General features: G+C 67.3%; 14 protein-coding genes and 4 tRNA genes. 9 read left to right on the top strand and 9 right to left on the bottom strand.

The annotated features are described in order from the left end of the window. Nucleotides 1-14: 14 nt before the first annotated feature. The 7 genes from nusG to H9L41_RS02155 form a co-directional block, all read right to left on the bottom strand. The gene (gene nusG, locus H9L41_RS02185) at nt 15-542 is read right to left on the bottom strand and encodes a transcription termination/antitermination protein NusG (RefSeq protein WP_028446298.1); all 528 of its coding nucleotides are present in this window, start codon (nt 540-542) and stop codon (nt 15-17) included. Between the two features lie 31 nt (nt 543-573). Next, a complete protein-coding gene (gene secE / locus H9L41_RS02180; protein ID WP_028446299.1) occupies nt 574-927 on the bottom strand; it encodes a preprotein translocase subunit SecE in 354 nt (117 codons plus the stop codon). A gap of 88 nt (nt 928-1,015) precedes the next feature. Beyond that, nucleotides 1,016-1,091 (bottom strand) — tRNA-Trp (locus tag H9L41_RS02175). 48 nt (nt 1,092-1,139) lie between these two features. Next, entirely contained in the window at nt 1,140-2,330 is a 1,191-nt protein-coding gene (tuf, locus tag H9L41_RS02170) for an elongation factor Tu (RefSeq protein ID WP_187523660.1), read from the bottom strand. A 44-nt stretch (nt 2,331-2,374) separates the two neighbouring features. Further along, nucleotides 2,375-2,449, bottom strand: a tRNA-Thr gene (locus tag H9L41_RS02165). 19 nt (nt 2,450-2,468) lie between these two features. Then, a tRNA-Gly gene (locus tag H9L41_RS02160) sits at nt 2,469-2,542 on the bottom strand. A gap of 67 nt (nt 2,543-2,609) precedes the next feature. Beyond that, nucleotides 2,610-2,694: transfer RNA gene (locus tag H9L41_RS02155), tRNA-Tyr, on the bottom strand. 111 nt (nt 2,695-2,805) lie between these two features. Between H9L41_RS02155 and H9L41_RS02150 the strand changes: the two genes are divergently transcribed. From H9L41_RS02150 to H9L41_RS02140, 3 genes are all read left to right on the top strand, one after another. Then, nucleotides 2,806-3,996, top strand: coding sequence for a hypothetical protein (locus H9L41_RS02150; protein ID WP_028445903.1), 1,191 nt, complete (start codon nt 2,806-2,808; stop codon nt 3,994-3,996). Between the two features lie 14 nt (nt 3,997-4,010). Then, on the top strand, nt 4,011-4,697 hold the full coding sequence (locus H9L41_RS02145; protein ID WP_034606648.1) for a hypothetical protein: 687 nt from the start codon (nt 4,011-4,013) through the stop codon (nt 4,695-4,697). A 363-nt stretch (nt 4,698-5,060) separates the two neighbouring features. Next, nucleotides 5,061-5,747, top strand: a complete 687-nt coding sequence (locus H9L41_RS02140) for a prepilin-type N-terminal cleavage/methylation domain-containing protein (protein WP_051318936.1) — start codon at nt 5,061-5,063, stop codon at nt 5,745-5,747. A 373-nt stretch (nt 5,748-6,120) separates the two neighbouring features. On the opposite strand, the gene H9L41_RS02135 is transcribed toward H9L41_RS02140, so the two are convergent. Both H9L41_RS02135 and H9L41_RS25440 read right to left on the bottom strand, forming a co-directional pair. Next, nucleotides 6,121-7,896: a monovalent cation:proton antiporter family protein gene (locus H9L41_RS02135; RefSeq protein ID WP_308419572.1), complete on the bottom strand. Its 1,776-nt coding sequence runs from the start codon at nt 7,894-7,896 to the stop codon at nt 6,121-6,123. Further along, nucleotides 7,896-8,168, bottom strand: a complete 273-nt coding sequence (locus tag H9L41_RS25440) for a cation:proton antiporter (protein ID WP_308419571.1) — start codon at nt 8,166-8,168, stop codon at nt 7,896-7,898. The genes H9L41_RS02135 and H9L41_RS25440 overlap by 1 nt, the downstream gene beginning before the upstream one ends. Before the next feature lie 41 nt (nt 8,169-8,209). Here H9L41_RS25440 and H9L41_RS02130 point away from each other — a divergent pair, with 41 nt between their 5' ends. The 6 genes from H9L41_RS02130 to H9L41_RS02105 all read left to right on the top strand — a co-directional run bounded on the left by H9L41_RS02130 (nt 8,210) and on the right by H9L41_RS02105 (nt 13,095). Beyond that, a complete protein-coding gene (locus H9L41_RS02130; protein ID WP_051318935.1) occupies nt 8,210-9,196 on the top strand; it encodes a KpsF/GutQ family sugar-phosphate isomerase in 987 nt (328 codons plus the stop codon). A gap of 84 nt (nt 9,197-9,280) precedes the next feature. Continuing rightward, the gene (locus tag H9L41_RS02125; protein WP_051318934.1) at nt 9,281-9,766 is read left to right on the top strand and encodes a KdsC family phosphatase; all 486 of its coding nucleotides are present in this window, start codon (nt 9,281-9,283) and stop codon (nt 9,764-9,766) included. After that, the gene (lptC, locus tag H9L41_RS02120; RefSeq protein WP_028445897.1) at nt 9,763-10,344 is read left to right on the top strand and encodes an LPS export ABC transporter periplasmic protein LptC; all 582 of its coding nucleotides are present in this window, start codon (nt 9,763-9,765) and stop codon (nt 10,342-10,344) included. Before H9L41_RS02125 ends, lptC begins: the two co-directional genes overlap by 4 nt. Beyond that, complete coding sequence (gene lptA, locus H9L41_RS02115; protein WP_028445896.1) at nt 10,325-10,870, top strand: lipopolysaccharide transport periplasmic protein LptA; 546 nt, start codon at nt 10,325-10,327, stop codon at nt 10,868-10,870. Before lptC ends, lptA begins: the two co-directional genes overlap by 20 nt. Beyond that, nucleotides 10,867-11,592 (top strand): LPS export ABC transporter ATP-binding protein, encoded by a 726-nt coding sequence (lptB, locus tag H9L41_RS02110; protein ID WP_028445895.1) that lies wholly within the window; start codon nt 10,867-10,869, stop codon nt 11,590-11,592. The genes lptA and lptB overlap by 4 nt, the downstream gene beginning before the upstream one ends. A gap of 21 nt (nt 11,593-11,613) precedes the next feature. Beyond that, complete coding sequence (locus tag H9L41_RS02105) at nt 11,614-13,095, top strand: RNA polymerase factor sigma-54 (protein WP_028445894.1); 1,482 nt, start codon at nt 11,614-11,616, stop codon at nt 13,093-13,095. Nucleotides 13,096-13,112 lie beyond the last annotated feature (17 nt).

Raw genomic sequence — 13,112 nt, 5'->3', positions numbered from 1 at the left:
CCGACCCAACCGGATCAGACTTTCTCGACCTGCGAAAAATCCACCTCGACCGGCGTGGCGCGACCGAAGATCAGCACCGACACCTTGAGCTTGCTCTTGTCGTAGTTCACTTCTTCCACGGTGGCGTTGAAGTCGGCGAACGGACCCTCGGTCACGCGCAGCACCTGGCCGACTTCGAACTGCACCTTGGGCTTTGGCTTTTCGACGCCTTCCTGCATCTGCTGCATGATCGCGTCGACTTCCTTGGGCGAGATCGGCGTCGGACGCATGCCCGAACCGCCGATGAAGCCCGACACCTTGGGCGTGTTCTTCACCAGGTGCCAGGTTTCGTCGGTCATTTCCATCTCGACCAGCACGTAGCCCGGGAAGAACTTGCGCTCGGTCAACGCCTTGTGACCGTTGCGCATCTCCATGACTTCCTCGACCGGAACCAGGATCTGGCCAAACAGATGGCCCATCCCGTCGCGCTCGATCCGTTCCTTGAGGGCCTTCTGCACGCTCTTCTCGAAACCCGAGTAGGCGTGGACCACATACCAACGCATTGCTGCCATCTAGCTCTCTCCGAGTGGTCGATCAGCCGCGCTTGAGCAGCACGTCGTAGAACAACCAGGTCAGACCGGAATCGACCAGCCACATGAACAAGGCCAGCACGAAGGCGAACAGGAAGACCACGCCAGTGATCTGCCAGGTTTCCTTCTTGGTCGGCCAGACCACCTTCTCGGCCTCTTTGACCGAATCGCGCGCGTAATCGACGAACTGGCGACCCGGAGCCGAGAACCAGATCACGGCCGCAGCCAGCAGCACGCCGGCCACGACGGCCGCCACGCGCAATGCATTCTGATCCGCCGGCAGCAGATAGAAACCGGCCACACCCGCCGCAACCAGCAGCAGCGCCGCACCCAGCTTCAATTTGTCCTGGTTTTCCATGACTTGGCTCGATGCCCGAAAAATAAAAGATAGCCGTTTCCCTACCGGAAAACGGCTGCCTTGATCAACGCCGACAACACTTGATCTTTGGCAGGCGAGGAGGGTCTCGAACCCCCAACCCCCGGTTTTGGAGACCGGTGCTCTGCCAATTGAGCTACTCGCCTGTACTTGCAACGGCCGCGAAACTCACGCTTCGCGGCCGGTCATTCCAATTACTCGATGATCTTGGCGACGACGCCGGCGCCAACGGTACGGCCGCCTTCACGGATCGCGAAGCGCAGACCTTGTTCCATGGCGATCGGAGCGATCAGCGACACGACCACTTCGACGTTGTCGCCCGGCATCACCATTTCGGTACCGGCCGGCAGCTCGACCGCACCGGTCACGTCGGTGGTACGGAAGTAGAACTGCGGACGGTAGCCGTTGAAGAACGGGGTGTGGCGGCCGCCTTCGTCCTTGCTCAGCACGTAGACCGAACCCGAGAACTTGGTGTGCGGAGTGATCGAACCCGGCTTGGCCAGAACCTGGCCGCGCTCGACGTCTTCACGCTTGGTGCCGCGCAGCAGCGCGCCGATGTTGTCGCCAGCCTGACCTTGGTCCAGCAGCTTGCGGAACATTTCCACGCCGGTGCAGGTGGTCTTGACCGTGGGCTTCAGGCCCACGATTTCGATTTCTTCGCCGACCTTGACGATGCCGCGCTCGACGCGACCGGTCACCACGGTACCGCGACCCGAGATCGAGAACACGTCTTCCACCGGCATCAGGAAGGCACCGTCGACAGCACGCTCCGGCGTCGGGATGTAGCTGTCCAGCGCAGCGGCCAGGGCGAAGATCGCCGGCTCGCCGATTTCCGACTGGTCGCCTTCCAGCGCCTTCAGCGCCGAACCCTTGACGATGGGCAGATCGTCGCCCGGGAAGTCGTACTTGCTCAGCAGTTCACGGACTTCCATTTCGACCAGCTCGAGCAGCTCGGCGTCGTCGACCATGTCGGCCTTGTTCATGAACACGATGATGTAGGGCACGCCCACCTGGCGAGCCAGCAGGATGTGCTCGCGGGTTTGCGGCATCGGGCCGTCGGCCGAGGACACCACCAGGATCGCGCCGTCCATCTGGGCGGCACCGGTGATCATGTTCTTGACGTAGTCGGCGTGGCCGGGGCAGTCGACGTGCGCGTAGTGACGGTTTTCGGTCTCGTACTCGACGTGCGCGGTGTTGATGGTGATGCCGCGGGCCTTTTCTTCCGGCGCGCTGTCGATCTGGTCGTAGCCCTTGGCTTCGCCGCCGAACTTCTTCGACAGGATCGTGGTGATGGCAGCCGTCAGGGTGGTCTTGCCGTGGTCAACGTGGCCGATGGTGCCGACGTTTACGTGCGGTTTGGTCCGCTCGAACTTTTCCTTAGCCATGATGGATTCCTTGATTGCGATAAAGACGGATCAAGCGTTGGTGCTGGTGCCCATGGGCAGATTCGAACTGCCGACCTCTCCCTTACCAAGGGAGTGCTCTACCCCTGAGCTACATGGGCTTCCACACAACAAACCAGATGGAGCGGGTGAAGGGAATCGAACCCTCGTCGTAAGCTTGGAAGGCTTCTGCTCTACCATTGAGCTACACCCGCACGACAGGCTTCGAACCACTTACACGCGGCCAACACAGCCACCGCGGACGCTACCTACTACTGAATTTGGTGGAGGGGGAAGGATTCGAACCTTCGAAGGCAGAGCCGTCAGATTTACAGTCTGATCCCTTTGACCGCTCGGGAACCCCTCCGTGAGAGCCGCGCATTATGGAGAGGGTCGCCCCACCTGTCAAACACCTCGTGCAACTTTTTTCAAAATACTTTCGCCCACCTCCGGCATCAACGTTGCTTGAGCGATGGGCATGCTCATCCATCCCCTTGTTCCGTATCGGCAAAACGGCCTCGCGCTGCTGATCTTCCTCTTCATGACGATGGCCGCCATGCTGGCGCTGATCGTCGGCGCCCATGCGCCGCCGCGGCTCGACGACGACGCCACCAATCAGGCGCTCGCCGATGCGCAGGAGGCGCTGCTGGCCTGGTCGATGGCTCGCCCGGACACCCAGCGGGCGCCACCGGGCCTGATGCCTTATACCGATCGCGCCAACGACGGCGACTACGACGGCCAATCCGATTGCGTCGTTACCGACCTCGACAACAACCTGCTGCGCATCGGCATGCTGCCTTGGCGCGGCGAGCCTGAATCGGCGGGCAACAGCAATTGCGAAGGCAGGACGGACAACACCGCGCGCACCGACGACGTCGGCACGCCGCCGTTCGACGCCAGCGGCAGCCGACTGTGGCTGGCGGTGTCGCGCAACGTGATCGACAACCGGGTCTTCGCCGACTACGCCGACATCGTCGCCGGCCACCGCTTCCTGACGCCGGCCGCGCTTCGATCCACGGCTGCCGATCCACACTGGCTGCGCGTATGCGGTGCAGACGGCCAGATCCTGGCCGACCGGGCCGCCCTGGTCATCATCGCGCCCGGCGCGCCGCTCGGCGAGCAACGGCGCGGCGGCGCGGCGCCGGCTGCACGCCAGTTCCTCGACGCGATCACGCTGCCCGCCCCCTGCGGCCCGGTGGTCGATCATGCCGGGGCGACCAATACCTATGTACTGGCGCCACGGTCGGCCGGCTTCAACGACCGGATCCGCTACCTGAGCCGCGACGCTTATCTAGACCGCCTCGTGCTGCGCACGATGCAGTCGCTGCGCGCGATCGTCGCAGCGCATGCCGCCGCACATGGCGGCGCCCTGCCCGATCCAGCCGACCCGGCCGACGCGATGCTTCGCTGCGATCCCGCCTGGCCGGCGGCGGTGTTCGGCATGCTGCCCGCGGGCAACGGCGAAGGCTGCGCGGGCCTGCTGCAGGCCGGCCCATCGCCATGGCCGGCCTGGGACGATCCCGCCGATCCGCAAGGCTGGTTCCGGGCGATGCGCTACCGCCGCATCGACGCAGGCCAGGCCGAACTGAGCATCGAGGGTTGCGCCAGCCTGTTCACGCTGCAATTGCGCGACGGCTCGCTGCGACTGGGACGGGACAAAGTCTGCTGAAAGAGGAGTCGACCATGCGCATCCGCCACGCATCCGGATTCACCCTGACCGAGGCCGCCATCGTGCTGGTCGTCGTCGGCCTGCTGCTCGGCGGATTGATGACTACGCTGCCGCAGCAGATCGCGCAGCGCCGGGCCGATCTCACCCGTTCGCGTCTCGAGCTGGCGCGCGAGGCGCTGCTGGGCTTTGCCGTCAGCCAGGGCCGCCTGCCCTGCCCGGCTACCGCGTCGAGCCACGGCGACGAAGTACCGGGCGGCGGCGGCCACTGCGCCGGCAACGACGGCCTGCTGCCCGGTCGGACGCTCGGGCTCGACCGCCTCGACGCCGAGGCGCATTACACCGATGGCTGGGATCGGCCGATCCGCTACGCGCTGGCCAGCGATCACGGCAGCCATCGGTTCTCGACCGCGGAAGGCATGCGCCAGGCCGGGCTGGGCATGCCGTTCACCGGCCTGCGCGTATGCAGCGACCTTGCCTGCAGCGATATCCAGGGCAAGGGCCTGGTGGCCGTCCTGCTGTCGACCGGCGCCGAAGGGCCGGGTGCGAACGGTATCGACGAGGCGGCCAATCTCGACGGCGATGCCGATTTCGTCGCGCACGAGCCCCGCGAAACGGCCGGCAATCGCTTCGACGACCAGCTGGTCTGGCTTCCACCGGTGATCCTCTACAACCGGATGGTGATGGCCGGACAGCTTCCCTGACGGCCACCACGGCCCTTCTCGGCATTTCATCTCCAGCCCTGGACCAGTCAGGCAGCGGCCCGGGCGCACCTATTCCCTCGCCCGACCGGTCGAGCCACCCCGGCCGGACACTCCATTCCCATCGCCAATCCAGACCACCGACCGGCCCCGCGGTCGGCACCAGGTCGCGCACGCGGCCATGGCAGCGTTGCATCAACGATTGTCGAACTCTCGTCGAAGTTGTCGACATCTCGACAGATCGATCCGTTGCACCGCCGTCGCGACCGGCGGATCGACCCGGCCCCGCTGCGCCACGCTTGCAGGCACATCGGTTGCTAACCAGCTCCGGCTCAAATTCGAGCATTCGCCTAGGAGGGGCGGACCATGCAAACACCACAAGCAAGATCCCATCGCCGTATCGCAACACCATGTCGCGCGGCCGGCTTCACGCTGATCGAGATCGCCATCGTGCTGGTCATCATCGGCCTTCTGCTCGGCGGCGTGCTCAAGGGGCAGGAAATGATCGAGAGCGGCAAGGTCAAGAACGCGGTCAACGACCTGAACGGCATCACGGCCGCGACCAGCGCCTATCGCGACCGCTATCGCCGCATGCCGGGGGACGACGGCCCGGCCGCCGCGGTGCAGGCGCGCGGCGCGATCTGGGCGGCGATCCCGGCGGGCAACAACGACGGCGTGCTCAATATCACGGCGGCGCAGACCTTCAGCGGCGGCGGCGAGAACGACAACTACTTCCGCCATCTGCGCGCCGCCGGCCTGATCAGCGGCAATCCGGCCGACGCCGGCATCACCTCGCTGCCGCGCAACGCCTTCGGCGGCCTCACCGGCATCACCACCGAGGTCTACGGCCTCGGCGGCGCCGTGCTGTGCATGGGCAGCGTACCGGGCAAAGCCGCGGCAGCGATCGACGTGCAGCTCGACGACGGCCAGCCCAATACCGGCAGCGTCCGCGCCATGGCCGGCAACGGCAATGCGGCGCCGACCGCGGCCGCCGCGACCTTGCCGACGAGCTACTCGGAGGACAGCCAGTATTCGGTGTGCCGGACGGCCTGAGCGCGGCCAGTGCCTGCGGGCCCAGGCGCCAGCCGATCGGCGAGGCCCTTCAAGTCGGATGACGCGGCGGAACGCAGCAGGAGCGGCCTCAGCTGCGAACGGGGCAAGCCGACCTGGCGCGGCAGGCGGCCGCTCCTACAAAGTACGCGCAGGGAGACGATTGGTACGCAGCGAAATGCAGCGAGAAGCAAATATCGACTGGAACAAACAGCGTCCGCTGCTTTCGCCAGGAACGGGCTGGACGCGGCCCTCGGTGTTTGCGGCTGAAGCCGTTCCTACAAACAGCGAACGCGGAGCCATGCGCAAGGGAAAAATCGACGGCAGGAACCAAGTCGCGGCGATCCACAGGCCATGCCGATGCCCACTGCGCCGCTCACTCCCCCTTGAGCAGCCGCCGTTCGGCCTTGGCGATCAGCGCGGGCGCACCGAGCAGCACCACCACGTCGCCGGCCGCCAGCACTTCGTCGGCCTGCGGCTCGTCGAGCCGGCGGCCGCCGCGGCGCAGGCTCTTGACCGTCACGCCGCCGTCGTCGGCCAGCTCGAGCTGATCCATGCGCAGCCCGATCGCGGCCGCGCCGGCGTCGAGCTGGACCGAGTGCAGGCGCGGCTGCAGCTGCTCTTCCAGGCTGTCGTCGGTCGCGCCGCGGAAGAAGCCGCGGAACAGGCTGTAGCGCTCTTCGCGCGCGTCGCGGATATGGCGCAGCACCCGGTTGAGCGGAATGCCGAGCAGCATCATGGCGTGCGAGGCCAGCATCAGGCTGCCCTCCATGATCTCGGCCACCACCTCGTCGGCGCCGGCCTGGCGCAGCCGCTCGATATCGCTGTCGTCCCAGGTGCGCACGATGACCGGCAGGTCCGGCCGCACCTCGCGCACCACGTGCAGGATCTTCAGCGCGCTCGGCGTGTGGTCATAGGTGACGATCAGCGCGCGTGCGCGTGCGAGGCCGGCCGACATCAGCACCTCGCGCCGGGTGGCGTCGCCGAAGGAGACCTGCTCGCCAGCCGCGGCCGCTTCCTTGACCCGCTCGGGGTCGAGGTCGAGCGCGTAGATCGCGATCTCTTCCTGCTGCAGCACCCGCGCCAGGGCCTGGCCGCTGCGGCCGTAGCCGCACAGGATCACATGGTCCGAGGTCGCCATGGTGCGCGCGGCCAGCTGGGTCAGCCGCATCGCCTGCAGCATCCAGTCCGAGGCGATGAAGCGGCGCACGATGGCGTCCGACTGCTGGATCATGAACGGCGCAGCCAACATCGACAGCAGGATGGCCGCCAGCGCCACCTGCTCGGCAGTGTCGGGCAGCACGCCCGAGCCGGCCGCCAGCGTCAGCAGCACGAAACCGAATTCGCCGCCCTGCCCGAGCGCCAGGGCGGTACGCACCGCGGTGCCGGCGCTGCGGCCGAAGGCGCGGGTCAGTCCGCCTACCAGCAGGGTCTTGCCGACGACCAGAAAGAGGAACACCAGCAGCACCGCGAACAGCTCGCGCCACACCGCAGCCAAGTCCAGCCGCATGCCGACGGTGATGAAGAACAGGCCGAGCAGCAGGTCGCGGAACGGCCGGATGTCTTCCTCCACCTGGTGGCGGTACTCGGTCTCGGCGATCAGCATGCCGGCCAGGAAGGCGCCGAGCGCCAGGCTCAGGCCGGCCAGCGCGGTAGCCCAGGCGATGCCGAGCGTGACCAGCAGCACATTGAGCACGAACAGCTCGCCCGAGCGCCCCTTGGCCACCAGGTGAAACAGCGGCCGCAGCAGGCGCGGCCCGAAGTACAGCAGCGCGCCGAGCACCACCGCGATCTTGATCGCGGCCCAGCCCAGCGCCAGCCACAGGTCGCCGCCGGCCTGGCCCAGCACCGGCAGGATGATCAGCAGCGGCACCACCGCCAGATCCTGGAACAGCAGCACGCCGATCGCGCTCTGGCCGTGCGAGGCATTGACCTCGACGCGTTCGGCCAGGAGGCGGGTGACGATGGCGGTGGACGACATCGCCAGCACGCCGCCGAGCGCGACGCCGGCCTGCCACGGCAGGCCGCAGGCCAGCGCGCCGAGCAGCACCACCGCCATCGCGCTGCCGACCTGGGCCGAACCGAGGCCGAACACCGTGGCACGCATGGCCAGGAGCTTGGGCAGGCTGAACTCGAGGCCAAGGCTGAACATCAGGAACACCACGCCGTATTCGGCCAGCCCTTCGGCTTCGCCCGGGAGGCGATCAGGCCCAGCGCATGCGGGCCGATCGCGATGCCGACCAGCAGGTAGCCCAGCATGGCCGGCAGTTGGGCGCGGCGGCATAGCGTGACCACCGCGACGGCGGCCGCGAGCAGGATCAGGACGGTTTCGAGGGCGTGGTGCATGGCGCGCGGACGGGGGACGATGGCTGGATTATACGGAGCCGCGTCGGGCTTGCCCGGCGGGACGAGGGATCGGCGCATCCCTTATACTTCGCGCTTGTGAATCCCGCCCTCATCCCTTCATGAAATCCATCCGCACGCAAACCGAAGACGGCCTGCTGGCACTGGCCCGCGAGGTGCTGACCATCGAGGCCGACGCGATCCGCGCAGTGGCCGACCGGCTCGACGCCACCTTCGCCGCCGCCCACGCGCTGATGCTGGCCTGCCGCGGCCGCGTGGTGGTGGCCGGCATCGGCAAGTCCGGCCATATCGGCCGCAAGCTCGCCGCCACGCTGGCCTCCACCGGCACCCCGTCGTTCTTCATGCACCCGGCCGAAGCCGCCCACGGCGACCTCGGCATGATCACCGCCGACGACGTGGTGCTCGCGCTGTCGAACTCGGGCGAGAGCGACGAACTGGTGTCGCTGCTGCCCGCCATCAAGCGCAAGGGCACCAAGATCGTCGCCATGACCGGCAATCCGCAGTCGACGCTGGGCCGTGCCGCCGACGTGCACCTCGACGCCCGCGTCGCCAAGGAAGCCTGCCCGCTGAACCTGGCGCCGACCGCCAGCACCACCGCCGCGCTGGCGCTGGGCGACGCGCTGGCGGTCTGCCTGCTCGAGTCGCGCGGCTTCGGCCGCGACGACTTCGCGCTGTCGCACCCGGGCGGCAGCCTGGGCCGCAAGCTGCTGGTCCACGTGCGCGACGTGATGCATCACGGCGATGCGCTGCCGGTGGTGGCCGAGTCGGCCAGCGTGAAGGACGCGCTGTTCGAGATCACCCGCAAGGGCCTGGGCCTGACCGCGGTGGTCGACGCCGCCGGCCAGCTGACCGGCGTGTTCACCGACGGCGACCTGCGCCGCGCGATGGACCGCGACGTCGACCTCAAGACCGCCGCCATCGGCGCCGTGATGACCCGCAATCCCAAGACCATCGACGCCGACCGCCTGGCGGTCGAGGCCGTGCAGCAGATGGAAGCGCTCAAGGTCTACGTGCTGCTGGTGCTCGACCAGGGCCGGCTGGCCGGTGCGATCCGCATGCACGACCTGCTGCAGGCCGGCGTGGTCTGAACCTCGATACCCGCGGCGCCCACGGGCGACCGCACACGATGCAAAGGATGCAAGGTGCTTGAACGCGCACAACCGGTACGCCTGATGATCTTCGACGTCGACGGCGTCATGACCGACGGCGGTCTCTACTACACCGACGCCGGCGAAGAACTGAAGGCCTTCAACTCGCTCGACGGCCACGGCCTCAAGATGCTGCGCGCCTCGGGCGTGCAGCTCGCCATCCTCACCGGCCGTACTTCGCGGCTGGTCGAGCACCGCGCCCGCAACCTCGGCATCGACCACCTGGTGCAGGGCGCGCACGACAAGCTCGCCTCGTTCCAGGCCCTGCTGGCCGAGACCGGCTTCAAGCCCGAGGACTGCGGCTACATGGGCGACGACGTGGTCGACCTGCCGGTGATGCGCCGCGTCGCCTTCGCGGTGGCGGTGCCCGATTCGCCGACGCTGGTACGCCAGCACGCGCATTACGTGACCGGCGCCCGCGGCGGCCACGGCGCGGTGCGCGAAGCCTGCGAAGTCGTCATGCAGGCGCAGGGAACCCTCGAGGCCCAATTGGCGCCTTACCTGCGATGAGCCTGTTGCCCGACCGCGCCGCGCGCGCCTTCCCCCTGCTGTTGCTCGGCCTCCTGGCCGGGCTGGCGCTGCTGCTCGACCGGGCGACCGAGCTGCCCTACTTCTCGCCGGTGGCGGCCAACCGCGACCCCGACCTGATCATCTCGCGCTTCGCCGCCACCGGCTTCGGCAACGACGGCAAGCCGCTCTACACGCTGACTGCGCGCGAGATGCGCCACTTCCCGGCCGACGAGCGCCTCGAGTTCTCGCAGGCCCGGCTGGTGCGCACGCTGCCGAGCGAACCGACGCTGACGGTCGACGCCAGCACCGCGCGGGTGACCGACGACGGCGACAAGATCTGGTTCGAGCGCGACGTGGTGATGCATCGCGAGGCGGCGGGCCAGACCGGCCCGCTGGTGCTGCACACCAGCCGCCTTTCGCTCGACACCGCGCGCGGCCAGGCCGCCTCCGACGCGCCGACCCAGCTCGATTCGCCCGGCTACCAGGCCAACGCCGTCGGTTTCGACTACGACAACAACAGCACCCAACTCAACCTGCGCTCGAAAGTGAACATCCGCTATGCGCCGCCCAAACGCTAGGCCCTGGCTGGCCGCTACGCTGCTGCTGCTCGCCGGCAGCGGCCACGCCGAACTGGCCGATCGCGACAAGGAAATCGTGATCCGGGCCGACCAGGCCGGCATGAACGAAAAGACCGGGGAACACGTGCTGACCGGTCGCGTCCATATCACCCAGGGCACGATGGTGGTGGACGCCGACCGCGCCAACCAGCTGAACCGTTCCGACGGCAGCCAGCTGGTCCGCGCCGAAGGCCGGCCGGTCAAGTTCCGCCAGAAGATGGAAGGCCAGAACACCTGGCTCGACGCGCACGGCGACCGGGTCGACTACGACAGCAAGAGCGGCGACGTGAAGCTCAGCGGCAACGCCTGGCTCAAGCGCGGCGAGGACGAATTCACCGGCAGCACCATCGTGTACAACACCAACACCGAGGTCTACCACGCCGAAGGCGGCCCGCATGCGCCGGCCGCCACGGGCGACGCGCCGCAGGGCCAGGTCAAGATCGTCATCCAGCCCAAGAAGAAGACCGAGACGCCCGCCAAGCCATGACCGCCCGTTTATCCGCCCAGCACCTGCAAAAGCGCTACAAGGCCCGTACCGTCGTCCGCGACGTCTCGCTGCACGTCGACGCCGGCGAGGTGGTCGGCCTGCTCGGCCCCAACGGCGCCGGCAAGACCACCAGCTTCTACATGATCGTCGGCCTGGTCGCCCTCAACGGCGGCAAGATCTTCCTCGACGACGCCGACGTCACCCACCGCCCGATCCACGAGCGCGCGCGCCTGGGCCTGGGCTACCTGCCGCAGGAAGCGTCGATCTTCCGCCGCATGACGGTGGCCGAGAACGTGCGCGCCATCCTCGAACTGCACGAACCGAACGCCGATGCGGTCGAACGCCAGCTCGACGAACTGCTGCGCGAACTGAACATCGCCCACCTGCGCGACAGCTCGGCGCTGTCGCTGTCGGGCGGCGAACGGCGCCGCTGCGAGATCGCCCGCGCGCTGGCGGCCAAGCCGCGCTTCATCCTGCTCGACGAGCCGTTCGCCGGCGTCGATCCGATCGCGGTGATGGACATCCAGAAGATCATCCGCTTCCTCAAGCAGCGCCAGATCGGCGTGCTGATCACCGACCACAACGTGCGCGAGACGCTCGGCATCTGCGATCGCGCCTACATCATCAACGAGGGCAGCGTGCTCGCCTCGGGGACTGCCGAGGAGATCGTCTATAACGACAATGTGCGCCGGGTCTATCTCGGCGAGCATTTCAAACTCTGAGCCGCGCACCCAAAGACCGGCATGAAACCATCCCTCCAGCTCAAGCTCTCCCAGTCCCTCACGCTGACGCCGCAACTGCAGCAGTCGATCAAGCTGCTGCAGCTGTCCACGCTCGATCTGAACCAGGAGATCGAACGATTCCTGCAGGACAACCCGATGCTCGAGCGCGAGGACGAGGGTGAGCCCGAGACCCACGCGGTCCGCGAGGACGGCGCGCCGGCCGAAGGCCCGGCCGACTACGCCGCGCCGACGGCCGAGGCGCCGCCGGCGGCGGCCGAGGACGCGCCGGCCGGCGAGCCCGACTTCGACTTCGACGACGCGCTCGGCGACAACTACTGGAGCGAGGCCGCCGGCGGCGGCCGCCAGCGCGAGGACGACGACGAGTTCGACCCGCATGCCAACGTCGCCCGCGTGTTCACGCTGCGCGAGCACCTGCTCGAGCAGCTCGGCCTGCTGCCGATCAGCCAGCGCGACCACGCGGTCGCCACCCTGGTGATCGACGCGCTCGACGACGACGGCTACCTGACCACCCCGCTCGAAGAAATCTTCGAGCTGATCCCGGAATCACTGCGGGAGGAGCTCGAGATCGAGCTCGAGGAATTGCAGGTCGCCTGGCAATTGATCCGCCAGCTGGAACCCGCCGGCGTCGGCGCGGTCAACCTGGGTGATTGCCTGACCCTGCAGCTCAAGCAGTTCCATGCCGACGAAGCGGCCTGCGCGCTGGCCTGCACGGTGGTCGCCGACTGCCTCGATTTATTGGCGAACAAGGACTACAGTAGGCTCAAGAAGACGCTCAAATGCGACGACGAGGAACTGAAGGCGGCGCAGACGCTGATCCAGCGTCTCAACCCTCGCCCCGGTGCCGCGTTCGGCGCGACCGACACCCGCTACGTCGTGGCCGACGTGGTGGTCAAGAAGCAGCGGCAGGGCTGGACGGTTCAGCTCAACGAAGCCGCGATGCCCAAGCTCAAGGTGAACCAGTTGTACGCCAACATCCTGCGACAACACCGCGAAAACGGAGCCGGCCTGTCGGGCCAGTTGCAGGAGGCCAAGTGGCTGATCAAGAACGTCCAGCAGCGCTTCGAAACCATCCTCCGCGTCGCCCAGGCCATCGTCGAGAAACAGCAGCGCTTCTTCGAGCACGGCGAGGTCGCCATGCGCCCGCTGGTGCTGCGCGACATCGCCGAGGAGCTCGACCTGCATGAATCGACCATCTCGCGCGTGACCACCCAGAAGTACATGCTCACGCCGCGCGGCATCTACGAGTTCAAGTATTTCTTCGGCAGCCACGTCGAGACCGACTCCGGCGGCGAATGCTCGGCCATCGCCATCAAGGCGCTGATCAAGCAGCTGATCCAGAACGAAGACGGCAAGAAGCCGTTGAGCGACAGCACGATCGCCGACGTGCTCGGCAAGCAGGGCATCAACGTCGCCCGCCGTACCGTCGCCAAATACCGTGAAGCCTTGCAAATCCCTCCCGTGAACCAAAGAAAGTCCCTATAGCCGCCACCGACTCCCGC

The sequence above is a fragment of the Chitinimonas koreensis genome, assembly GCF_014353015.1.
GTDB lineage: Bacteria > Pseudomonadota > Gammaproteobacteria > Burkholderiales > Chitinimonadaceae > Chitinimonas > Chitinimonas koreensis.
This window is presented reverse-complemented; position numbering and strand designations above follow the sequence as displayed.